This window comes from Adlercreutzia sp. ZJ242 (assembly GCF_011038995.1).
Taxonomy (GTDB): Bacteria; Actinomycetota; Coriobacteriia; order Coriobacteriales; family Eggerthellaceae; genus CAAEEV01.
Map to the genome: position 1 here is coordinate 43,975 of NZ_JAAKEE010000004.1, position 23,300 is coordinate 67,274.

Below are 23,300 nucleotides of genomic sequence, written 5' to 3' on the forward strand. Positions count from 1 at the left end.
CGCCCTGTAAAACCTCCAAGATAACCGCCCGTTTTTTGGACGTTTCTCCATATCCCTCGCCGCCGAAGTCCCTTAGACTCCTCAACCGTCGGGCCCGCCGTTTGGCGCCCCTCAGCGCAATCGCGCGGCGAGCAGCCCCTTCACGAAAAACCCGAGGAGAGGATCCAACTATGTGCTTCAGACCAGCCGAAGTGTCCGGCCCCAAGAAATGCCCTGGATGCGGGAAGATCATCCCCGTCATCCCCAACATGCCCTTCCCGGAGACCTGCAAGGGCTGCGGTGCCGACTTGTCGTCCATCGCGCCGGGCGGCGCCTCTGCGGGCGCGCCGAGCGCTCCCGGGGCTCCCGCTCCCCGCACGCCGGGCGCGCCTAAGGCGCCGGGCGGACCGCAGCAGTAGCCCGCCTCGCCCGGCCGCGCTCCGGCGATCGGGCGATCAGGCGGCATCTGCCGCAACTCTCAGCTATGCCGTTCTCCTTCTCGCGAAGCAGGGGCGCGCCCAGACGGGCCGCCTCTGCTTTTTTCGCTGCACGATTTCGGGCTGCGGGCCTTTGGGACGCGCGCCTTCGAGCCGCGGTCCTCTTGGCTGCGCGCGCCTTCGAGCTGCGCGCTTTCGAGCCGCGCGCCTCCCGCCTGCGCGCCTTCAGGCTGACGCAGGCCCGGCATCCGCCCCTGCGGGCGTGTCCTTCGCCGGCGCGCCTCCCGCATCTGCGCCCGCGGCGCTGCGCGGATTCCCCATGACCTTCGTCGGGTCAAGGTAGAGCGACGCCCCGCACGCCTCGCATTCGCGCGCGCCTCGCTCGTTCACGTGGCGGCACGCCGGGCACCGGCGCACGAACACGCCCGGCGGCGTCTCGCCGCGGCACCTCCCGCAGTTGAAGCAGTAGTGACAATTTCCCATACGCACTTCCTTGAAACTAAGGGCGCGCGCCTCGCCCTGCGCGCCTCGAACGCACGCAGGGTTCCCCGCCATGCGCGGGGAACCCTGATGCGCTTGCCCGAGGCAAGGCGCCCGCCTTGAAGCCAAGCGCCTTTGACCTTGAGCCTCAAGCTCGCTGAGGAGCTAGGCTTCGATGGCCTTGCCCTCGGCGGCAGCCTTCTCGTCGGCGATCTTGTCGGCCACGTTCGAGCGAACGTTGCTGAACAGGAACATGCTCAGGAAGGACAGCACGCACAGGATGGCGATGCCGATGTAGATGCCCTGGTAGAACACCAGTCCGTCGGTCTGGCCCGTCACGGCGATCACGAGCGGGGACAGCACGTAGGATCCGAGCAGGAACATGCCGAAGTTCTGGAAGGTGGCCTGGACGCCGCCGACCACGCCGAGATGCTCGCGCTTGACGCTCGGCAGAAGCGCCGGCAGCATCTTGACGATGGGCATCATCGAGCAGAAGAACACGGCCTGCAGGATGTAGAGGACCCACGTCATCGGGCCGTAAGGCACGAAGTACAGAACGCCGAAGCAGACGGCGCTGCCAGCGCAGCAGATGAGCGCAGGCGTGCGCATGTTCTTGAAGCGCGCGACGAACACGACGGGCAGGATCATGGACAGCGTCGCCGCGATGACCGTGTTGAGGGTGGACAGCGTGCCAGCCTCAGCAGCGACAGCGGGATCGCCGCCGGCGAGCGTGGTAATGGCAGCGACCATGAAGCTGGAGTTCGGGTTGCTCATGCCGCCGAACACGAGGAACGCGAAGATCGAGATGCCCCAGACGTCCTTGTTCTTGAGGACGACGCGCAGGTACTCGACGATGGGCTCCTTGTCGATCTCGTCTCCGTCAGGATGCTTGCGATACAGAAGGAGCCAGATCACGATGCCGATGGCGACGAGGGCGGTCGAGAAGATCCAGCCTTCGTTGATGGTGGCGATGTGGGAGCCGTAGAACAGGGCGAGCGCGGCGCCGAAGCTCATGCCGGCCGTGTACACGCCCATGGCGAACGAGTTCGCCTTGCCCGGGAACCACACGCGCAGAAGCTTCGCGGAGTTGGCGTTCAGGGCAGCCGGGGCGAAGCCCATGACGATGGTGCCGGCCATCAGCATGACGAAGTCGCTGCCCGAGAAGATGCGCATGGCAACGCCGACGAGGCAGATCAGAAAGCCTGTGACCAGAACCTTGTTCAGGCCGATGCGGTCAGCCAAGACGCCCGCGGGAATGGCGAACAGAAAGCCCGTCAGGTACGGAGCGGTCATGATCATGGAGAACATCATCGGTTCGATGCCGTATTGCTGCATGACCAGGATGGCACCGCCACCGGGCAAGATAACGCTGAACTGGATGGCGACCAGAATAAAGGTCATGCCGATGAGGATAGCCCAGCGTCTGGGGTATAACTTCTCCTCCATTTTGTTTCCTCCTAGAAATACTATAATCCCCTACGGACCGCACCCCAAACAGGGGTAGCCGGCTGTTTCACCAGCCAGCCGCCCTCATTTGGAACGTGCGGGGGTTATGGCGGCTCGCTTCCTCTTCCAAAAGCGTGCGAGCCGCCTTTTCCCTTGGATCAGCGCCTGCGCGCTACTTCGCGAAGATGACCATCTTGTCCTTCGCGGCAGCCTTCGCCTTCGCGGCGAGCTCCTCGATCGTGCCGTACACCATGACGCCGGCCTGGCAGTGGTGCACGCAGGTGGGGAGCTTCCCCATGTCAACGCGCGCCGCGCACAGATCGCACAGGTGCGTGGGCACGGGAATGTAGTCGAACTCCCACACGCCGTCCGAGGACTGGCGCGGGCCGTCCTTGAGCACCTTGATGCCGAAGTCGCCCTTGGGCATCTCGTGCTCCTTCTTGCAGGCCACCTCGCAGGCGTGGCAGCCGGAGCAGTACTGGTAGTCGATCAGAAGACCGTATTCGCCTCTCGTCATTTCTCTAACCCCCTCTATTTCCGCATGTCGTAGAAGCTCGGCGTGTCGGTGGCATGGGACTCGCCATGCGAGTAGCCGCTGCCACGGGTTACCTGGAAGGACGGCTGGTCCTCCGGCGCACTGTTCTCCGGCGTGCACGGGTAGACCTTGGCGATGGAGCACTTGATGGGGGCGCCGTAGCCGGATTCGCCGTTCTCGCACTGCGGGATCAGGTTGTTCGGGTTGCAGTTGAACACGCCGAACAGGCTCGGCTCGGCAGCCTCCTGCTCGGGGAACCACCAGCCGTGCTCGGTGGAGATCACGCGCGGGTCGAGCGTGGAGTCGAAGCGCGCCACCTGGCGGCACTTGCCCATCTGGTTCTCGATCCAGGTCCACTGGCCCTCGGCCACGCCGTACTTGGCAGCCGTGTCGGGATGGATGTCGAAGTACGGCACCGGGTGCAGCTCGCGCGAGGTGGTGTCGGCCTGGCGCCACTCAGAGTGGAAGAACTCGAACGAGCGCTTGCCGGTGGTGAGCACGAGCGGGTACTCCTCGCAGAGCTCCGGGGTGCGGTAGGGGCTTGTGGGCGGCTCCTCGTAGAAGGGCAGCGGATCGTCGCCCCACGCGTCAAACAGCGTGACGGACAGCTCGTAGAGGCCGGTCACCGTGTTGAAGCCGGGCTGGCCGTCAGAGCGCAGCAGGCCCTTCTCGTGCTTGTAGTAGCGGAAGTCGTGGTAGTGCCAGCCGCCCGCTTCCTCGAGCTCCTCCATGCTGTCGTAGCGGCAGTCCGGGGCGGTCTGCATGCGCCAGTTCATGTAGTCGCGCGGCGTCTGCACCCACTCGGGCCACGCGTCGGGGTTCAGGCGATGGCCGAGGTCGATCATGATCTGCTCGTCTTCCTTGGCCTCGTAGTACTGGCCGCACTTCGTGAGCGAGCGGATCGGGTCGAACCACACGCGCACGCAGTCGCGCTCGTTGGACATGGCGCACGGCAGGACGAGGTCGGCGCAGGCCACGGCAAACGGGGTCTTGAACATGTCGATCACGCAGATGAACGGCACGTTCCTCATGGCGCGGTAGATGCGCGGAGCGTCCTGGCCCATGTTGGTGATGGGGTTGGACGACTGGATCCACAGCATGTTCACCGGACGCGGGTTGCCGTTCTCGTCCTTGCCCGTCTCGCATGCCTCGAGGATGCAGTCAGACTGCGAGCTGGCCGTGAAGCCGTACTTCTTCAAGTTGTACTTGGAGTTGCCCAGGCGCTTCTGCACCATGCCCTCTTTGAGGTACTCGATGCCGGAATTGTAGCCGAACTCCAAGCCACCGGCCTGATCGATCAGGATGTTGCCGCCGGGGTTGTCGATGTTGCCCGTGATGCCGGCCAAGCATGCGATGCCGAGCGCCGTCTGCGTGCCGATCTTCGACATGTCGACGGCCAGGCCCCACTGGATGGTGGACGGCTTGGCCTGAGCGTACCAGCGCGACGCCTCGACGAGCAGGTCCTTGTCGATCCAGCAGATCTCGGCGACCTTCTCGGGCGGGTACTCCTGCACGCGCTCGCGCAGATCCTCGAAGCCGAAGCACCACTTCTCGACGAACTCGTGGTCGTAGAGGTCCTCGTTGATGATGACGTTGAGCATGCCGAGCGCCAGAGCCGCGTCGGTGCCGGGGCGCAGGCGCAGCCAGTACTTGGCCTTGCTGCCGATCCAGGTGAGCTGCGGGTCGATGGAGAGCAGCTCGGAGCCGCGCTTCATGCACTCCACGATCCAGTGGCCGAGGAAGGCGTCGGAGTTGCACACGACGGGGTTGGTGCCCCACAGCACGATGCACTCGGGCACGACCCACTCGGGATCGTCCTCGTAGCGCGTCTCGCGGAACTGGCTCATGTCAGCCACCCACTGGTTGCCCATGACCACATAGCACAGGGCCGTGCGGGGCAGCATGCAGGAGTCACCCGAGAGGAAGCACAGCGTGAGGTCGGGACCGCCGAAGTTGGCGTACTGGTTGTGCGCGATGACCTGGGAGACGTTGCGGCCGGTGCCGATCATCGAGATGATGGACTCAGGTCCGTCAGTCTCCTGGAACTTGCGCACGTTCTCGCAGATGATGTCGTACGCCTCGTCCCAGCTGATGCGCTCCCACTTGTCCTCGCCGCGCTCGCCGACGCGCTTCAAGGGGTACTTGAGGCGGCTCTCGTGGTTCACGAGCTCGGGCAGCTCGAGGCAGCGCATGCACAGGCGCCCCTGGTTGAACGGCGAGTTCGGGTCGCCCTCGACCTTGACGAGCTTGCCGTCCTCGTCAGTGTAGAAGATGACCTGGCAACCCTCGTGGCAGCCCGGGCCCGACCACATGGTGGTACGCGTCGCGGTGAGGTCACCCTCCTTCCAGTGAAGCTTCTTCGGGTACAGGTCGAGGTTGTACTCGTTGTTGTACTCCATTCCGTCTCCTCTCTTGAGTTTCCCTATGCGGCACCCATCGCCAGGTGATGCGGCCTTTGCGCTTGTCGCCCCTCCGAGAGCCGCGAAGCCGCGAGTCCTCGGGAGCGCACGGTCGGCATGGTTGGCACGGCCGCCTGGCGATCGCGCGCACTGAGCCGAACGTGACGGCTGGAGACGCCGTCTGCTCCCCCGCAGCGCCGCGCGCAATGTGCGCCGAACATGGCCCATTCTAGAAAGCGAGGGATGCACCCCGAAACGGCAAAGCCTCCAAAAAGGGCTGTGAAGTTTTGGAGGATCCTCCATAGGCGCCGCAGAGCGGCGGTTCCTATACTTCTCGGCAGCTCAAACACGGCAAAACGCGAGGAGGAGTCTCATGGGCAACGAGGAGAAGCGAGAGGACGAGCGCATGGCGAGCGCCGCGAGCGCGAAGCGCGAAAGGCAGCGGATGAGCGCGCCGTACGTGAAGACCGCCGCCGCGGCCTGCCTCATCATGAGCGCCATGATCGCAGGCACGGTGAGCTTCGGCTTCTTCATGGATCCGGTGACGCGCGACCTGGGGTTCGATCGCTCCACGTTCTCGCTGTACTTCAGCTTGATCACCATCGTGGGCACCATAACGCTGCCCGTCTACGGCAGGCTCGTCGCGCGCTTCGGCACGCGCCGGTTCGTGATATGCGGCGGGATCTGGACGGGGCTCACCATGGCGGCCCTGTCGCTCTGCACGACGCTGCCGACGTTCTACGCGGTGGGATGCCTGATCGGACTCGGCTTCTTCGGCTGCAGCTACGCGGTGGTGCCGGTTATCGTGAACACGTGGTTCGTCGAGAAGAGCGGGTTCGTGATGGGCGCGGCCGCCGCGTGCGGCGGCATCGTCGCCATGGTGCTGAGCTTGGTGTTCCCCGTGGTCATCGAATCGCTCGGCTGGCAGGCGGGATACGTTCTGCTCGGCTGCGTCGTATTCGCGTTCACCACGCCGGTAGGCTTGCTCTTGCTGCGCTCAGACCCCTCTGAGCTGGGGCTTCCGCCCTTCGGTGCGCAAGTTGGCGCAAGCGGCGAGAGCGGCGTGGGCGAGCTGCCGGGCGTGCCCTACGCCAAGGCGCTCAAGATGCCGCAGCTGTGGGTGATCCTTCTGGCCTTCCTGCTTCTCGCCATCACGGTCACCGTCACGCAGCATCTGGCCGCGTACTTCGTGAGCGTCGGATTCGACGCCATCACCGCCGGCGTGTTCATGTCGGTGATCTCCGCGGGCATCATTTTCACCAGCTCGGGCGCCGGCATCGTGGCCGACAAGCTCGGCCTCGTCAAGACGCTGCTCCTGTGCTCGGCGCTGTACCTGGCGTCGTTCATCCTGCTGCCCGCCACGCCCGTCGTCGCGGTCATCTGCGTGGCGCTCGTCCTGATGTCCATCGGCAACGCCAACACCTCGGTGTTCGCTCCCATGGTTACCAGCGCCGCGTTCGGCCCGCGCGACTACGCCGCCATCTGGGGGCTTGTGAGCATGGCGAACGTGCTCGGCCAGGCCATCGGCGCGCCGCTGTGGGGCCTCGCCTATGACCTCACGGGCAGCTACGTCCCCGGCATGTACGTCTCCGCAGCGGTCATAGCGGTGGCGTTCCTCATGCTGGCCTGGGCTTCCAAGCCGAAGGCAACGGCCGAGGACGCCGAGGGCGCCCTTGGAAGCGCAACGGCTGCCGCGGCCCATCCCGCCGCAGCCTCGAGAAGCGTCGAGGTGAGCACGAGCGAGGCACCGGCTGCCGCGCCTGGCAAGTAACCCACCCTCGGGCGGCAACCCGCCCTCATCCCCCCTAGCGAGAAAGCCCCGCAAGCCGAAGGCCGCGGGGCTTTCTCGTTGCGCAAGCGTGATGCAGCCGGTCGGCAAGGTCTATGCCGCCTCGGCCATCGTTTCGACCGCTGCCTCGGCCATTGCGAAGGCCGTTGCAGGCTAAACGACCTTCGCTGGCCGTCATCGCTCTACCTGCTGATGCTCTACATGCCGATGCCCTATCTGCCGATGCCCTACCTGCTTATCGCCGACGGCCACCGACAACGGCGCTTTTCCATCCACCCCTCAAGTGATTTTGGATGAAAGAGGGGCGTTATCGGCGATTTCTCGAGAAAAGTGGATGCGAAAGGCCCGTTGTCGGTGGTTTTTGGGGCTCGAAGCACCGACAACGGGCGTTTTCCATCCAGCTTTTTCGAGCTGTGGATGAAAAGAGGGCGTTGTCGGTGCGGCAAGAATCCTGAGGATTAGGAGGACTGCATGTACACGCCCCCTGAAGAAAAGAGCAGGGCGCTGAAGGGACACGACGACCTCCGATGCGTCGAGCTCACCGTCAGGCGCCTGGGCTATCCCAGCAGGGAGCGCCTGCGGTGCTGGGTGGCCGAGAGGGGCGCCCCGGGAAAGCCGAGGAGGCCAGGCTCGCCATGCTGATCGCGGCCAAGCTCGAGGCGCGCTCGATGCTGGAGAGCGGCGCGACAACGCGCAAACGTCACCAAGCGGTCAGCGCCCTCGCACACAATAAGCAGCGCGAGCGGCGAGCCCCGAAGGCATAAGACTGCTTGCAATCAACAGGATCAACGGATATAAAGGAAATCAAGGAATATAAAGAGAATCAAGGAATACCCATCCATGGAGTCATCATGAGCTCATACGCCCCGCAGGAGAACCCCTTCACCCCGACGTTCGGCGAAGTACCCGCGCACATGGCAGGACGCGCCGTCCTCGTCAATGACCTGAGACGCGCGCTCAGCAGCGCCAAGCGCCACCCAAACCTCACCACAGCTATAACGGGCGCGCGCGGCTCAGGCAAGACAGCTCTTTTGTCCTTCGCCGCCGAGGAAGCCGAGCGGCGCGGCTGGATTGCCGTGAGGACCGTGGCGCTGCCGGGAATGCTTGACGATGTGCTCATATCAACGCGTCGAAAGGCCGCCCACCTCCTGTCTCCCAAAGCCGCGCGCGTCACAGGCGTGGAAGTCGGCCAAATGCCCGGAGTCGAATGGGAGCGCGAGGACGAACCCACCAATTGGCGCAACGAAATGACCGGTCTTCTCGAGCAGCTCGACGAAACCGAGACGGGGCTTCTCATCACTGTTGACGAAGTGCAGCCCAAGCTCCCCGAAATGGTGCAGCTCGCCGCAATCTACCAGATCTTCGTAACCGAGGGTCGTAAGGTGGCCCTCCTCATGGCCGGGCTCCCGCACAACATGCTGGCGCTTGAGACGGACAAGACCGTTTCGTTTCTCCGCCGCGCTCAAAAATGGCAACTCGGGCGCATCGAAGATTACGAGGTCGAAGACGCCATGCGTCGCACTATCGAGGAATCGGACAGATTCATTGCGCCAAGCGCGCTCAAGAAGGCTGCAGCGGCCGCCAACGGGTTTCCCTTCATGATGCAGCTCGTCGGATTCCGCATGTGGGACCAGCATCCGGGGCAAAGGGAGATCACCGACGCTGACGCAGATGCCGGAATTCTGCTCGCCAACAAGGAGATGCGCGAGGGGATCGTCCGGGCAACGTATGAGGCCCTTTCGCCCGTCGACAAGGCGTTTCTCAACGCAATGCTGCCCGATGACCGCCTGAGCACCATGAGCGACATTGCTCAGCGCATGGGAAAGACCCACTCGTATGCCACGCAGTACAAAAACCGACTTCTCGGACACGGCATCATCGAAGAAGCTCCGGGCGGCGTCCGCTTTCAACTTCCCCTCATGCGAGAGTACATCGCCGACCAGCAGCTATAGAGTATGGCAGCGCATGAGAAGCGCCTCGGCCACACATGCGCAGAGGGGGCTGCAGCCATGGAAGAGGGGGCCGCGGCTAAGCCGCAGCCCCCTCGTCTCGCCCCAAGCAGCCCTCGCCTCAAGCGGCCCTTTCGTCTCGCTTCAGGCAGCTCTCGCTTCAAGCGGCCCCTTCGTCTCGCTTCAGGCAGCTCTCGCCTCAAGCGGCTCTTAGTGGTGGAACAGGCGCATACCCGTGAAGGCCATGGCGATGCCGTACTTGTCGGCCGTCTCGATCACGTTGTCGTCGCGGATGGAGCCGCCCGGCTCGGCGATGTAGGCCACGCCCGACTTGCGCGCGCGCTCCACGTTGTCGCCGAACGGGAAGAACGCGTCGGACCCCACGGTCACGCCCTCCATCTTCGCGATCCACGCCTTCTTCTCCTCCGCCGTCAGCGGCTCGGGCTTCACGGCGAACACCTGCTGCCACTCGCCGTCGCGCAGCACGTCCTCCCACTCGTCGGAGGTGTACACGTCGATGGCGTTGTCGCGGTTGGGGCGGCGGATGCCGTCGACGAACTGCAGGCCGAGCACCTTGGGATGCTGGCGCAACCACCAGTTGTCAGCCTTGTCGCCCGCCAGGCGCGTGCAGTGGATGCGGCTCTGCTGGCCGGCGCCCACGCCGATGGCCTGGCCGTCCTTCACGTAGCACACAGAGTTCGACTGGGTGTACTTCAGCGTGATGAGCGCCACCATCATGTCGATCTTGGCGGCGGCGGGGATCTCCTTGTTCGCCGTCACCACGTTGGCCAGCAGCTCCTCGTTGATCTCGAAGTTGTTGTGGCCCTGCTCGAAGGTGATGCCGAACACGTCCTTGAGCTCCTGCTCGGCGGGCTCGTACGCCGGGTCCACCTTGACCACGTTGTACTTGCCCTTCTTCTTGCTCGTGAGGATCTCGAGCGCCTCGTCGGTGTAGTCCGGGGCGATGATGCCGTCGGACACCTCGAGCTTCAGGTAGCGCGCCACGTCGGCGTCGCACGTGTCGGACAGCGCCACCCAGTCGCCGTAGGAGCACAGGCGGTCGGCGCCACGCGCGCGGATGTAGGCGCAGGCGATCGGCGAGAGCTCGCCCTCCTGCTCGACGAAGTACATGGCGCGGTCGGTCTCGGTGAGCGGGTGCCCCACCGCGGCGCCCGCCGGGGACACGTGCTTGAACGACGCCGCCGCCGGCAGCCCCGTGGCGGCCGCGAGCTCGCGCACGAGCTGCCAGGAGTTCAGGGCATCGAGGAAGTTGATGTAGCCGGGCTTGCCGTTCAGCACCTGGAGAGGCAGGTCAGAGCCGTCCTTCATGAAGATGCGCGAAGGCTTCTGGTTGGGGTTGCAGCCGTACTTCAGTTCCAGTTCGTTCATAGGTTCTCCTTTGCTGTCATGGTCTATCGAAGCGGGGTCGGCGGGCATTCCAATTCGCTCAAACAGTCCTCGCTTTGTGTGACAGTCCACAGGACTGTCACAGTCGCTGCGGAACTCGCTCGGTTGGAACACCTGCCGCCCCCTCCGCATGATCTCCTCAATCGAAGCGGGGTCGGCGCGGGGCGGGGCGGTGCTCCGCGCGCAGTTCCGCAGCGACCGGAAATGCCCTGCGGGCATTTCCGCAAAGCGAGGACTGTCTGAGCACGGAGTACTGCCCCGCCCCGCGCCGACCACCCCGCAGATCGCAGTTTCGAAGCCTAGTCGCCGAGGTTCTTGTTGTAGAGGGTCACTTCCCCGCCGACGTTGGCGTAGAGCGACACCTTGTTGTCGGCGTTGAGCGCCGCCCACACCGCGTCGGGCTCGGGCAGGGCCACCTCGACGGGCTCGCCGGCGAACGTGGGCAGCGGGTCTCCGTCGCCCTGGTACGTGCTGATGAAGTAGCCCATGCCTTCGTCGGCACCCTCGTAGGCGAAGAACTCGCGCAGGCAGCGGCCCGACTCCTGGTGCTTCAGGATGGACAGCTCGAAGGTGCCGTCGGGGTTGACGATCGCCGAGATGCGCGGCGTGAAGTTCGGCGCGTCGGGCTCGAACTCGCGCTTCATGCAGCCCGCGCGGAAGTCGCCCGCCTCCACGATGGTGTCGGTCTGGTCGCCGTTGGTGACCACGAGCGCATCGCCCATGGCGCGCACCGGATGGTAGATGATGAGGCTCGGGTCCTCCAGAAGCGCCGGGTCGTGCGCCTCGGTGCGGATGCCGTCCTCGGTCTTGACGAAGATGCGGTTGCGGCTGTTCCGGCTGCGTCCCATGATGAAGTAGTAGACGCGGTCCGCCCCGACCACGATGCCGCGGCCCGGATACGAGTTGTTCTCCAGCAGTTCGATGAGGTCTTGCATCAGCACTCCTTGTCAGTCGTCCCTCACATCGGCACGCCGAGCACCCGGCCGCCCCGCAAACGCAAGAGGGCAAGCCACTCTGCTCGAACGGCTTGCCCAGACGGTCGGCTCATCTCTGCGCGCCGCTCCCCCGTGGTGACCCACGCTAGCCCGTCAGTCACGACGCGTTTCTTCTTCCACGCAGAATACCACGGCAAAGCCGCAGGCGAAAGGGCACGCAGGCCAAGCGGCTACCGCCCGAGGCTCCGCTCGTGGCGCTCGCGAGCCTCGGCGCTGTAGCGCTGGCGGTAGCGCACGTCCACCAGCTCGGCCACGATGGCGATGGCGAGCTCCGCCGGCGTCTTGGCGCCGAACTTCAGCCCGATGGGGCGCTTGATGCGCTCCCAGTCCTCCTGCGTGGCGCCCTTCGCCAGCACCAGGTCGTGCACGGTGTCGTTCTTCCCCTTGCAGCCCATCATGCCGATGTAGCGCGCGCCGCACTTCGCCGCCCACACGCAGCCCTCCGGGTCGAACATGTGCCCGCGCGTGAGCACGCACACGTAGTCCTCGGGGCGCGCCTCGTAGGCGGACAGCCCCTCGAAGGTGCCGCCGGGCAAGAGGATGCGCCGCGCCGCGGGGAAGCGCTCCTCGTTGAGGTAGGCCGCGTCGTAGTCGACGGCCACCACGTCGAATCCCACGTGGGCGGCAAGCGCGCAAACCTCGCTCGACGCGTCGGACGCGCCGAGGAGCCACACGCGCACCGGCTCGAACAGCGCCACGCTCGCCCAGGTGAGGCCCTCGAACTGCTCGTTGTGCATCGAGGGGCCGCGCGTGACGTCCTTCATCTGGAACTTGTCGCGGTCCGAGTACGCGCGCGACGCCACGATCTCCTTGGCGTCGTTGCAGAAGAACACGAGCGGCTCGCCGTCGGCCGAGCCCGCCTCGCCGTACTTCTTCGTCACCTCGTTGTCGACGTTGGCCTGCGCCGCCGCGGCGTCGTAGACGACCTTGAAGCCGAGCCACGCCAGGTCGCCCTCGTCGATGGCGCGCAGGGCGCGCTCGAACGTGGGGATGTCCGCCGGCGTCAGGCTCGCGGCGATCACGTCGAGGTACGCCGGGCTCACGTGCTCCTTGCCCGCGAGCGCCTCCTCCGAGAAGCACGGGAAGTCGGCGGCGGAAAGCCGGGGCGTGCGGCCCTCCCCGAGGTCGGTGATGATCTGCTTGAGCGTGGATTCGATCATGGAGCTCCTCTCTCTCGTTCGGCAAGGACAAGCGGGCGCGGAGTCGGAGGGTCTGGCTGCGAAGGGGTTGCACATGCGGACGCGCCGCACCCGGGGCCAGATCCTTCGACTCGCTTCGCTCGCTCAGGATGACATAAGGAAGACGCGTCCCGCGGCAGGGCGCTTGTTATTCCGAGATGTGGATGATTCTGTTCTCGTCCATGGTCATGCGGCCCTCGGCGATGGCGCGCAGGACCTCGGGGTAGAGCACGTGCTCCACCGCGTGGATGGCGCTCTCCAGCTCGTCGATCGTCCAGCCCTCGCGCACCTCGACGGCGCGCTGCGCCACGATGGGGCCCTTGTCGTAGTCCTCGTTGGCCAGATGGACCGTCACGCCCGTCACCTTCACGCCCGCCTCGTACGCGTCGGCGATGGCGTGCGCGCCCTTGAACGAGGGCAGGAGCGCCGGGTGCAGGTTGAGCACGTGGTCGGGGAACGCGTCGAGCACCACGGGGGTGAGCTTGCGCATGTAGCCCGCCATCACCACGTACTCCGCGCCCGCCGCCCGCATCTCCTCCACGATGCGCGCGTCGGCCGCAGCCGGGTCGGCGTACGCGTCGCGGTTGAGCGCCGTGACCGAGATGCCCGCCGCCTTCGCGCGCTCGATGCCGTACGCGTCGGGACGCGACGAGATCACGTGCACGACCTCCACCGGCAGCCCGGCGGCCGCGGCGTCGATGATGGCCTGGAGGTTGGTGCCGCTGCCGGAGAGCAGCACGCCGATCTTAAGCGCTGAAGCCATAGAGCCCGCCTTCGTTCGCATACTGGACCTCGCCCGTGCCGGACACGACGCGCCCGACGCGGTACGTCGCCTCGCCCGCCGCGGCGCACGCGGCCTCGACGGCCTCGGCCTGCGCGGGGTCGACGATCAGCACGAGGCCGAGGCCCATGTTGAAGGTCTTGAGCGCCTCGGCCTCGGAGAGGTGCGCCGCGTCGCACACGTACCTCGCCACGGAGGGGACGGGCCACGTGCCGAGGTCGACCTCGGCGTCCACGCCCTCGTTCAGCGCGCGGTTGAGGTTCTCGGAGATGCCGCCGCCCGTGATGTGCGCGAGCGCGCGCACCGCGCCCGGGCACGCGCCCACCACGGCGCGCATCGGCTTCACGTAGATGCGCGTGGGGGTGAGCAGGGCCTCGAGCACGCTGCGCCCCTCGAGCTCCTCGCGCGGCGCGCGCAGCTCCTCGGGCGTCCTGCCCTCGACGCACACCTTGCGCGCGAGCGAGTAGCCGTTGGAGTGCAGGCCGCTCGAGGCGAGGCCGATGAGCACGTCGCCCTCGCGCACGCTCTCGGGGTCGAGCATCTTCGGGCGGTCGACGATTCCCACGCAGAAGCCCGACAGGTCGTAGTCGTCCGGGTCCATCACGCCGGGGTGCTCGGCCATCTCGCCGCCGATGAGCGCGCAGCCGGCCTGCTTGCAGCCCTCGCCGATGCCGGCCACGATGTCGGCCACGGCCTCGGCCCTCAGCTTGCCGATGGCCACGTAGTCCAGGAAGAACAGCGGCTCGGCGCCCGTGGCCAGGATGTCGTTGGCGCACATGGCCACCAGGTCGATGCCCACCGTGGAGTGCTGCCCGAGCATCTGGGCCACCTTGAGCTTGGTGCCCACGCCGTCGGTGCCGCTCACGAGCAGCGGGTCGGCCATGTCCTTGGCCGCCGCGATGGAGAACAGGCCGCCGAAGCCGCCGATGTCGCCCACGACCTCGGGACGATACGTTTCGTGGACCACGCCCTTGATGGCGTCAACCGCACGCGCCCCCTCGGCCGTGTCCACCCCGGCCTGGGCGTAAGTCACCTGATTTTCCATGAGCATCCTTTCCAGGGAATTACCGATACCCGAATTATATACGTTCGCAGGTCATTCAGGCGTTCGCAACGTCGCAGGTCGTTCGCAGCGTCAGCGAGGGTTCGCGCGGTGCCTGAGATAGCCCCGCCTTGGGGCCAAGTTGGCTTCGCCAACGCAGTGCCCCAAACAGCAAACAGTCCTGCGAACTGTTTGGGACCATCTATGCGCCCGAGAGGGCGCGCCCTGAGCAGCTTTGCTGATCAGGGCTCCAGGTGCCGTACGAAGCCGCAGCGTCAGCGAGGGTTCGCGCGGAACAGCTCCTCGGGAATCTCCACGGGGTAGCGGCCGGTGAAGCACGCCTCGCAGAAGCCCTGGGTGCGCGCGCCGGCCACCGATTGGCGCAGGCCCTCAATCGAGATGAACGCCAGCGAGTCCGACCCGATCCACGCGTTCATCTCCGCAAGCGTCATGTTGGCCGCGATGAGCTGGTCGCGCGTGTCGGTGTCGATGCCGTAGAAGCACGGCCACGTCACCTCGGGGCTCACGATGCGCAGGTGCACCTCGGCGGCGCCCGCGTCGCGCAGCATCTGCACGAGCTTCTTCGACGTGTTGCCGCGCACGATGGAGTCGTCGATCACCACGAGGCGCTTGCCCGCGATCACGCTCGGCAGCGGGTTCAGCTTCAGGCGGATGCCCAGCTGGCGCATGGCCTGGGTGGGCTGGATGAACGTGCGCCCCACGTAGCGGTTCTTCACGATGCCGTCGGTGTAGGCGATGCCGCTGGCCTCGGCGTAGCCGAGCGCCGCCGGCACGCCCGAGTCGGGCACGCCGAGCACGAGGTCGGCCTCGACGGGCGCCTCCTGCGACAGGATGCGGCCCATGGCGCGGCGCGCCTGGTAGACGCTCTGCCCGTCGAGCAGGCTGTCGGGGCGCGCGAAGTAGACGTACTCGAAGATGCAGGCCGCGGGCTCGAGCGCGGGAACCGCCTGCTCGGAGTCGACGCCCGCCTCGGAGAAGCGCACCACCTCGCCGGGGGCCACGTCGCGCACGTACTGCGCGCCCACGATGTCGAGCCCGCACGTCTCGCTCGACACCACCCAGCCGCGGCCCTCGGGCAAGCGCCCGATGCACAGCGGCCGGATGCCGTGCGGGTCGCGGAAGGCGTAGAGCGCGCGGGGGGTGGCGAGCACCATGGCGTAGGCGCCCTTGAGGTTCTCCATGGCATACCCGATGCCGTCGCGCAGGCGGTGCGTCCGGCGCGTGACGAATCCGATGGCCTTGGCGGCCACCTCGGAGTCGGTGCCCGCCCGCAGCTGCACGCCCTCGGCGATGAGCTGCGTGCGGATGCGCGCGGTGTTCACGAGCGTGCCGTTGTGCGCGAGCGCGATGAGCTCGTCGTCGATGGCCGAGATGTGCGGCTGGGCGGCCTCCCACGACGCCTTGCCGCCGCTCGTGGAGTAGCGCACGTGCCCCACGGCCACGTGCCCCTCGAGCGCGGCGAGCGCCGCCTCGTCGAACACCTGGGTGACCAGCCCCAGGTCCTTCGCCACCATGACGGTCTCCCCGTCGCCTACGGCGATGCCCGCGCTCTCCTGCCCGCGGTGCTGCAGCGCCTGCAGCCCGTAGCAGGTCATGCGCGCCACGTCCTCGCCGGGGGCGTACACGCCGAAGACCGCGCACTCCTCCTCGAGCCGGTCGGGCCGCTCGCCCGGCATGGTCGACATGCTCACGAAACCCTCTCCTCTGCCATGTTGCTGATGTCCGAGACGTCGTCGGGACTCACCGCGTCGGCTCCGCCCTCCGAGCCTGCGCCGCCCGACGAGAGCGCAGCCGCGCCGCCTGCGACGTTCGAGCCGTTGAGCGAGGCGGTCCCGCCCGCGGGGAGGTACTCGACCACTTCCGCGAACGTGACGAAGCGGTATGTGTCCTGAGCGTTGTCGCAGGTGGAGAACGCGAACACCTGCGCGATCTCAGACGCGGGGCGCGGCGCGGGGTCGGGCGTCACGAGGGAGTCGTCCATGCGCTTCTGCACGTAGGCGGCAAGCTCGTCGGGCGTCTGGCTCGGCACCACGACGGTGGTGTCAGAGCCCGCGATGCGGTCGACGGCGAACGTGCTCAGGCGGAAGTTGCCCGCAGGCGTGAGCACGTAGATGGTGCGGTGCGCGTTGAACACGCTCGGGTCGGTGAAGCCCGCGAACGGGGCGAACATGGAGCCGTTCGCCATGTTGTGCCCGTAGACCACGTTCACCTCGTCGGTGAAGTCGCCGCCGTTCTCGCCCGAGAGCATGATGCAGCCGAACTCCGCGCCGAACTGGCCGGTGGTGTCGCCGCCGAAGGTGTGGTTGAGGTAGTAGCTGTCGTCGTGGTCGCGGTGCACGATGGGGTAGTTCACGCCGATGCCAGGCACGTACACCCAGCCCACCACGTCGGGGTTCACCGCGCGCAGGGCGTCCCAGTCAACCGAGAAGTCGGCGAGCGTGGCCGAGGCGGCGTCCTCGGGGACGGTGAGGTTCGCGCTGGCGATGTCATCGTAGGCGCGCTGCCCGCTCCAGTACGTGAAGCCGATGTAGGCGAGCGCGCCGAGCGACGCCACGAGCACCGCGAGCGCGAGCAGGAACACCACGCGCCACGGGCCGCGCTTGCGGGCGCGCGTGGCGTAGCGCCCGCTTTCGCGGCCGTACGCGGTTTGCTGGGGGTCGGGCGGTTGCGGTTGTCTCACGTGTCGAGCCATAAGGTCCTCTCAAAACGACATGACGCCATCATAATAGGAGGCGCCCCCGGTCGTCGGGGGCGCCCACGAGGTTTAACATGCAATTCATCCTGCCTGGCAACGCGACGCGGAGCTCATGCGCGAACGCGCTGCGATGCGAGGCGAGACGCTCATCGGATGCTACTTCTTCATCTCGTCGATGAAGCCCTTCGCGATGAAGATCACGATGATCAAGACGATGATCGCGACGATCACCCAGACCGCTTCCATGGGAATAAAGCTCATAAGGCTACCTCTTCGGCGTCAGGCGCGCGCTGCGCGCGGGTCGAGTCATGCATCCGAACATACTAGCGCGACCCCTCGTTTTCCGCAAGCAACGCCGCCCCTACTTTCCCAGGCGCTCCTCCAGGGCGTCCACGATGGTGCGCAGGGCCTTCACGCGGGCGTGGAGCTTGTTGTCGCTCTCGAGGACCACCCAGGGGGCGTAGACGGTCGAGGTCAGGCGGAACATGTCATCGATGGCGCTCTTGTACTGCGGGTACTTCTCACGGTTGCGCCAGTCGTCCGGCGTGATCTTCCACTGCTTGGAGGGGTCGGCCGCGCGCGCCTCGAAGCGGCGCAGCTGCTCCTCGGGGCTCACGTCGACCCAGAACTTCAGCAGGATGGCGCCCCAGTCGACCAGGTCGTGCTCGAACTCGTTGATCTCGTCGTAGGCGCGCGACCACTGGTCGGGCGTGGCGAAGCCCTCCACGCGCTCCACCAGCACGCGCCCGTACCACGAGCGGTCGTACATGCCCACATGCCCCGCCTTGGGCAGGCGCGTCCAGTAGCGCCACAGGTGCGGGTGGGCCAGCTCGAACTTCGTGGGCGCGGGGCTCGGGAAGATGGTGTAGGCGCGCGCGTCAAGCGCCTGGGCCACGCGCTTGATGTTGCCGCCCTTGCCGGCGGCGTCCCAGCCCTCGTACATGATGATGAGCGGGATGCGCGCCTGGTACATCATGTTCTCCAAGCGGAACAGGCGCTTCTGCAGCTGCTTGAGCTCTCTCTTGTACTCGTCGCGCTCAAGGGCGAGCGTGTGGTCGATGGTGTCCACCTGCGGGTAGTCGGCCGTGATGGAGAAGCGCGAGGCCGCCGGCGCGAACGCGTGCTGGATGCGCGCGGCCTCCTCGGGCGGGGTGCCGGGCTCCACCGCGGCGATGGCCTGCTTGTCCCGGTGCGCCTTGCGGGCGAGCGCGTCCTCGAAGGCCCTCACGAGCGTGCGCGCGATGGACAGGTTGGCTGCGCGCTTGTCCTCGCCGTTCACGAGCACCCACGGCGCGAAGTCGAAGTTGCTGCCCTCGAGCAGGCGGTCGTACAGCTCGTACTGGTCCTCGTAGCTGCGCGTGCTGGCGAGCTTCTTCTCGGGCGCGCGCCAGCGCGTGGCCGGGTCGTCGTAGAGGCGCTCGAGGCGCTTGCGCTGGGCCTTCTTCGTCACGTGGATGAAGAACTTCACCACCACGTAGCCGTCGCTCGTGAGCTGGCGCTCGAAGTCGCGGATGGGCTCGAGGTAGTGGCGCGCGCCCTCGCGCGGGTGCAGGAGCTCCCCCGCCGTGCGCGCGAGCATGCGCTGCGTGGCCTTGGTGTACCAGCCGCGGTCGTAGAACGTGATGCCGCCGCGCTCGCCGAGCGCCTGCCAGTACTCCTGCATGAGCGGGAAGTAGTCCGACACGCCGCTCGCGCGCCCGGGGAAGTCGCGCACCTTGGACGCGTCCACGTCAGACGCCACGTACACGCTGGTCGCGCGCGCGTCGAGGTTGTACATGAGGTCGGAGATGCGGCTGCCCTTGCCCGCGCCGTTCCATCCCTCGAACAGCACCACCAGGCCCACGCCCTGCTCGCGCGCCTGCTGCTGGAGCACCACCAGCCGGTCGACGAGCTCGTCGTAGTCCTGCTTGTACGCTTCCTTCGTCAGGGGCTTTTGGCTGAAGTCGACTTTCTCAAGCATGGCAGTGCCTCCTCGCGCGCGCCCGCGCACATCACCCGCAGGCATGCGAACGCGCCTAAATTCCATCGAAACTGATAAGATAGGATCATATTATCACTGTTATCGCTGGCTGCGCGCCCTCGGGCGGGCGGAGAGGGAGGCTCATGGCATACTACGGCGTCATCGACTTGGGATCGAACTCCATTCGCCTGGTGGTCTACGAGGTGGCTGGCAGCGCCCGCAAGCCCTTCTCGAAGAAGGACTTCCACAGCGTCATCAACGAGAAGAAGATCGCGGGGCTCTCCGCCTACGTGAGCGACGGCGTGTTCACCCAGGCCGGCATCGACCGCGCCGTGGAGGTGCTCGCCGAGCACCTGCGCCGCGCGCGCAACGTGGGCTGCGATCGCGTGCGCGTGTTCGCCACCGCCGTGCTGCGCAACTGCTCGAACTCGAAGGCCGCCACGCGCGCCATCAGCGACGCCATCGGGCTGCCCGTCGAGCTGCTCTCCGCGCGCGACGAGGCGCACCTGGGGTTCGTGGGCGCCACGTGCGACCGTGACATCGAGCGCGGCACGCTCATCGACATCGGCGGCGGCTCGACCGAGCTCACGCGCGTGGAGGGCGGCGCCGACAGCTGCGGCGTGAGCCTGCCGCAGGGCAGCGTGTCGTCGTACGCCCAGTTCGTGAGCATGATCCTGCCCACGCATGACGAGATGCACGTCATCGAGGACGCCTTCGCCGCGCACCTGGACACGCTCGGCGACCTCGAGCCGTACCGTGCCGCGCGCCTGTACGGCGTCGGCGGCTCCACGCGCGCCGCAGCCAAGATGTACGCCGCCGCCTTCGGCACGTCCGGCCGCCCGCGCACGCTCGAGCTCCACCAGCTCGACGCGCTCCTGGCCCTCCTGGCGCGCAACCCGCGCACCTTCGCGCACCTGGCCGTGAAGGCCACGCCCGACCGCCTGCACACGCTCGTGCCCGGCTGCCTCATCGCGATCACGCTCATGCGCGCGCTCGGCGCCGAGAGTTTGGAAATATGCAAGTACGGCGTACGCGAAGGGTTCCTCATTAGGCGTATACTGGAAGCGTAGGCTTTTCGAGGCTTCCCTGGCGCGCCCCAAGCCCTTACTGACGCTTGCGCGCCTTGCGCGCGCATGCCGTCGTCCCCATAAGAGAAAGCGAGATGCTATGGACCGTAACGCCGCACCCGTCAGACTCCCCTACATGCAGAACCGCGAACTGTCCTGGCTCGCCTTCAACAAGCGCGTCCTCGACCAGGGCGCCGACGCCACCGTGCCCCTGCTCGACCGCCTGAACTTCATCTCCATCTTCTGGAGCAACCTCCAGGAGTTCTTCATGGTGCGCGTCGGCAGCCTGACCGACCTCGCGCTGGTCAAGAAGTCGATCATCGACTCGAAGTCGGGCATGACGCCCGCCGAGCAGCTCGACGCCATCTACGCGCGCTGCCACGAGCTGTACCCGTACTACGAGCACACCTACGAGGACCTGCGCGCGCAGCTCGCCGCCGAGGGCATCGAGAACGTGCGCGCCGCCGACCTCTCCGACGACCAGCGCTCCTTCCTCGACGACTACGTGCACGCCCAGGTCATGCCGTTCCTCTCGCCGCAGATCATCAACGCGCGCCACCCCTTCCCCCACCTCGAGAACGGCGCGCTCTACATCGTGGTGCGCCTCGACGAGCGCGCTCTGCCGAAGAAGGACAAGAAGGCCCGCGCGAAGGACCCGAAGGCCGACAAGGCCGGGAAGGCCGCGGCGAAGGAGGCCGCCCGCGAGGCGCGCGCCACCAAGGACCTCGGCGCCGTGGGCGTGACGCTCGGCCTCATCCCGCTGCCGCGCCAGTGCGACCGCGTGGTGCAGCTGCCGGGCAAGGGGACCTCGTTCATCCTGCTCGAGCACGTGATCGAGATGTACGCCGCCGAGGTGTTCTCCATGTACAAGGTGAAGCACACCAACGTGATCTGCGTGACGCGCAACGCCGACCTCGACGCCACCGAGGGCACTGACGAGCACGGCGACGACTACCGCGAGCACATGAAGCGCATCCTGAAGAAGCGCTCGCGCCTGGCGCCGGTGCGCCTCGAGAGCGAGCGCGAGCTGTCGAGCACCGTGAAGCCCCTCCTCCTCGAGAAGCTCGGGCTCAAGGAGCACCAGACGTTCGTGACCTCGGTGCCGCTCGACCTCGGCTTCACCTGGGGGCTCGCCGGCCGCGTGTCGGCGAAGAAGCGCGCCGCCCTCGCGCAGACGCCGTTCACGCCCCAGTGGCCCGCGTGCCTCGACCGCAACCGCCCCATCATCGACCAGGTGAGCGAGCGCGAGGTGCTGCTGTCCTACCCCTACGAGTCGATGGACGCGTTCGTGCAGCTCCTGCGCGAGGCCGCGGCCGACCCGAAGGTGATCTCCATCAAGATCACGCTGTACCGCCTGGCCAGCCACTCGCACCTCGCCGAGGCGCTCATCGCGGCGGCCGAGGCCGGCAAGGAGGTCACGGCGCTGTTCGAGCTGCGCGCCCGCTTCGACGAGAGTAACAACATCGAGTGGTCGCAGCGCTTCGAGCAGGCCGGATGCCACGTGATCTACGGCTTCCGCGACTTCAAGGTGCACTCGAAGGTGTGCTGCATCACGCGCCAGACCGACGGCGGCCTGCAGCACATCACGCAGCTCGGCACGGGCAACTACAACGAGAAGACGGCGCGTCTGTACACCGACTTCTCCTTCATCACGAGCGACCCCTCCATCGGGCGCGACGCCGTGCAGTTCTTCCGCAACATGGCGCTTGAGAACGCCTCCGACAGCTACGACATCCTGTGGGTGGCGCCGCTGCAGATCAAGCAGAACATCATCGCCGGGATCGACGAGCAGATCGCGCTCGCGCGAAAAGGCGAGCCCTGCGGGCTGTACTTCAAGACGAACTCGGTGACCGACAAGGAGGTCATCGACAAGATCGCCGAGGCGTCGCAGGCCGGCGTCGACTGCACGCTGTTCGTGCGCGGCATCAGCTGCATCGTGCCGGGCGTGGAGGGGTTCACCGACCGCGTGCGCGTGGTGTCCATCGTGGGGCGCCTGCTCGAGCACAGCCGCATCTACTGCTTCGGCCCGCTTGACGACTGCAAGGTGTACCTGTCGAGCGCCGACCTCATGACGCGCAACATGGACAAGCGCATCGAGATCGCCTGGCCCATCCTGAACAACGACTTGCGCGACCAGGTGCTCGGGTACCTGGCCACCTGCATGAGCGACACCGCCAAGCTGCGCGAGCTTCTGCCCACGAGCGCCTACACCGAGCTCGGGTACTTCGCCGAGGCGGGCGCTCCTCTGTTCGACTCGCAGAACTACCTGATCGCCGAGGCGCAGCGCAAGCACCTGGCCGCCGCCGAGCTCGAGGCGCACCGCGAGGCCAACCGCATCAGCGTGGGCGGGCGCGCGTTCGCGCACGAGCCCCTCGGCGAGGAGGTGTCCGAGTTCGTGGACGTCCCCGCGATCGACGAGGACGAGGCCACAACGGTGGCGGGGAAGGTCTTCATGAGCGTCGGCGAGGCGGCCGGCGTCGCAAGCGCGACGGTGGGCGCGGCCGGGACCGTGGCTGCCGGGATCGCCGCCGGGACCGCGGGCAAGGCGGCCGAGGCTGAGGGCGCGGGCGCGGGCGCCGGCACGGGTGGCGCGGCTGGCGCGGCTGAGGCCGCCGTCGAGGAGATCGTCGTCGAGGCCACGCCCGTCGAGGACGAGGCTGCCTCCGACGAGGTGGACGAGATGCCCGGCGAGCTCGGCGGCGAGAGCGCCCGCGCGCACGCCACCACGCCGAGCCCCGAGCAGATCGAGCGCGCCAAGGCGGCTGCGAGGAGCGCCGCCACCAGCGTAGCGCATGCGGCGGGCAGCGCGGCCGTCGTCGCCGGGGGCGTCGCCGCGAGCGTGGCGAAGTCGGCCGGCAGCGTGGCGGCTGACGCGGCCAAGCAGATGGGGGCCAGCGCGGCTGACGCGGCGCGCAGCGCGCGGAGCACCACCGCGCGGGCAGCCCGCCAGGCGGCCCGCAACGCCGGGACCGCCGCAGCCGACGCCGCCAAGCAGGCTGCCGAGGCGGCGCGCGAGAACGCCCTGGCCCGCCGCGAGGCTCCCCGCCCCGCCAAGCGCCCCGGCCTCCTGAGCCGCCTGCTCGGCGCCCTGGGAAGGCGGAAGTAGCGAACGTATGGGCGCGCCGCCGGACCCAAAGCCC

18 protein-coding genes and 1 riboswitch are annotated in these 23,300 nt (G+C 67.0%); of the genes, 6 read left to right on the plus strand and 12 right to left on the minus strand.

The features are described from left to right. Positions 1–170: 170 nt before the first annotated feature. Positions 171–398 carry a hypothetical protein gene (locus G7Y49_RS02225; RefSeq protein ID WP_165170753.1) on the plus strand — a complete coding sequence of 76 codons (228 nt, stop codon included), beginning with the start codon at positions 171–173 and terminating at the stop codon, positions 396–398. Between the two features lie 243 nt (positions 399–641). Here the strand turns inward: G7Y49_RS02225 and G7Y49_RS02230 are convergent, their stop codons facing one another. The 4 genes from G7Y49_RS02230 to G7Y49_RS02245 form a co-directional block, all read right to left on the minus strand. Beyond that, entirely contained in the window at positions 642–899 is a 258-nt protein-coding gene (locus tag G7Y49_RS02230; RefSeq protein WP_165170804.1) for a hypothetical protein, read from the minus strand. A gap of 162 nt (positions 900–1,061) precedes the next feature. After that, a complete protein-coding gene (locus G7Y49_RS02235) occupies positions 1,062–2,342 on the minus strand; it encodes a nitrate/nitrite transporter (RefSeq protein ID WP_165170805.1) in 1,281 nt (426 codons plus the stop codon). A 172-nt stretch (positions 2,343–2,514) separates the two neighbouring features. Continuing rightward, on the minus strand, positions 2,515–2,859 hold the full coding sequence (locus G7Y49_RS02240) for a 4Fe-4S dicluster domain-containing protein (RefSeq protein ID WP_165170806.1): 345 nt from the start codon (positions 2,857–2,859) through the stop codon (positions 2,515–2,517). 14 nt (positions 2,860–2,873) lie between these two features. Next, a complete protein-coding gene (locus G7Y49_RS02245) occupies positions 2,874–5,276 on the minus strand; it encodes a molybdopterin-dependent oxidoreductase (protein WP_165170807.1) in 2,403 nt (800 codons plus the stop codon). 373 nt (positions 5,277–5,649) lie between these two features. On the opposite strand from G7Y49_RS02245, the gene G7Y49_RS02250 reads away from it, so the two are divergent. The 3 genes from G7Y49_RS02250 to G7Y49_RS02255 all read left to right on the plus strand — a co-directional run bounded on the left by G7Y49_RS02250 (position 5,650) and on the right by G7Y49_RS02255 (position 9,017). Then, the gene (locus G7Y49_RS02250) at positions 5,650–7,047 is read left to right on the plus strand and encodes an MFS transporter (RefSeq protein WP_165170808.1); all 1,398 of its coding nucleotides are present in this window, start codon (positions 5,650–5,652) and stop codon (positions 7,045–7,047) included. 653 nt (positions 7,048–7,700) lie between these two features. Further along, positions 7,701–7,829 (plus strand): hypothetical protein, encoded by a 129-nt coding sequence (locus G7Y49_RS12340; protein ID WP_255465895.1) that lies wholly within the window; start codon positions 7,701–7,703, stop codon positions 7,827–7,829. A gap of 6 nt (positions 7,830–7,835) precedes the next feature. Continuing rightward, complete coding sequence (locus tag G7Y49_RS02255; RefSeq protein ID WP_241157227.1) at positions 7,836–9,017, plus strand: ATP-binding protein; 1,182 nt, start codon at positions 7,836–7,838, stop codon at positions 9,015–9,017. A 207-nt stretch (positions 9,018–9,224) separates the two neighbouring features. On the opposite strand, the gene G7Y49_RS02260 is transcribed toward G7Y49_RS02255, so the two are convergent. The 8 genes from G7Y49_RS02260 to G7Y49_RS02295 all read right to left on the minus strand — a co-directional run bounded on the left by G7Y49_RS02260 (position 9,225) and on the right by G7Y49_RS02295 (position 19,093). Further along, positions 9,225–10,403, minus strand: a complete 1,179-nt coding sequence (locus G7Y49_RS02260) for a phosphoribosylaminoimidazolecarboxamide formyltransferase (RefSeq protein ID WP_165170809.1) — start codon at positions 10,401–10,403, stop codon at positions 9,225–9,227. Between the two features lie 317 nt (positions 10,404–10,720). Next, positions 10,721–11,356 (minus strand): IMP cyclohydrolase, encoded by a 636-nt coding sequence (locus G7Y49_RS02265; protein WP_165170810.1) that lies wholly within the window; start codon positions 11,354–11,356, stop codon positions 10,721–10,723. An 87-nt stretch (positions 11,357–11,443) separates the two neighbouring features. After that, a riboswitch (ZMP/ZTP riboswitch) is annotated at positions 11,444–11,527 on the minus strand. Positions 11,528–11,586: 59 nt separating this feature from the next. Further along, on the minus strand, positions 11,587–12,576 hold the full coding sequence (locus G7Y49_RS02270; RefSeq protein ID WP_165170811.1) for an XdhC family protein: 990 nt from the start codon (positions 12,574–12,576) through the stop codon (positions 11,587–11,589). A 166-nt stretch (positions 12,577–12,742) separates the two neighbouring features. Beyond that, entirely contained in the window at positions 12,743–13,357 is a 615-nt protein-coding gene (gene purN / locus G7Y49_RS02275) for a phosphoribosylglycinamide formyltransferase (RefSeq protein ID WP_165170812.1), read from the minus strand. Beyond that, on the minus strand, positions 13,341–14,420 hold the full coding sequence (gene purM / locus G7Y49_RS02280) for a phosphoribosylformylglycinamidine cyclo-ligase (RefSeq protein WP_241157228.1): 1,080 nt from the start codon (positions 14,418–14,420) through the stop codon (positions 13,341–13,343). The genes purN and purM overlap by 17 nt, the downstream gene beginning before the upstream one ends. A 272-nt stretch (positions 14,421–14,692) precedes the next feature. After that, complete coding sequence (gene purF / locus G7Y49_RS02285; RefSeq protein ID WP_165170814.1) at positions 14,693–16,129, minus strand: amidophosphoribosyltransferase; 1,437 nt, start codon at positions 16,127–16,129, stop codon at positions 14,693–14,695. Beyond that, entirely contained in the window at positions 16,126–17,118 is a 993-nt protein-coding gene (locus tag G7Y49_RS02290) for a class B sortase (RefSeq protein WP_165170815.1), read from the minus strand. The genes purF and G7Y49_RS02290 overlap by 4 nt, the downstream gene beginning before the upstream one ends. A 376-nt stretch (positions 17,119–17,494) precedes the next feature. Next, positions 17,495–19,093: a polyphosphate--AMP phosphotransferase gene (locus G7Y49_RS02295; RefSeq protein ID WP_165170816.1), complete on the minus strand. Its 1,599-nt coding sequence runs from the start codon at positions 19,091–19,093 to the stop codon at positions 17,495–17,497. Positions 19,094–19,236: 143 nt separating this feature from the next. Between G7Y49_RS02295 and G7Y49_RS02300 the strand changes: the two genes are divergently transcribed. Together G7Y49_RS02300 and ppk1 are read left to right on the plus strand one after the other, a co-directional pair. Then, entirely contained in the window at positions 19,237–20,163 is a 927-nt protein-coding gene (locus tag G7Y49_RS02300) for an exopolyphosphatase (protein ID WP_165170817.1), read from the plus strand. Between the two features lie 97 nt (positions 20,164–20,260). Further along, positions 20,261–23,266 carry a polyphosphate kinase 1 gene (ppk1, locus tag G7Y49_RS02305; protein WP_165170818.1) on the plus strand — a complete coding sequence of 1,002 codons (3,006 nt, stop codon included), beginning with the start codon at positions 20,261–20,263 and terminating at the stop codon, positions 23,264–23,266. Positions 23,267–23,300: the final 34 nt, after the last annotated feature.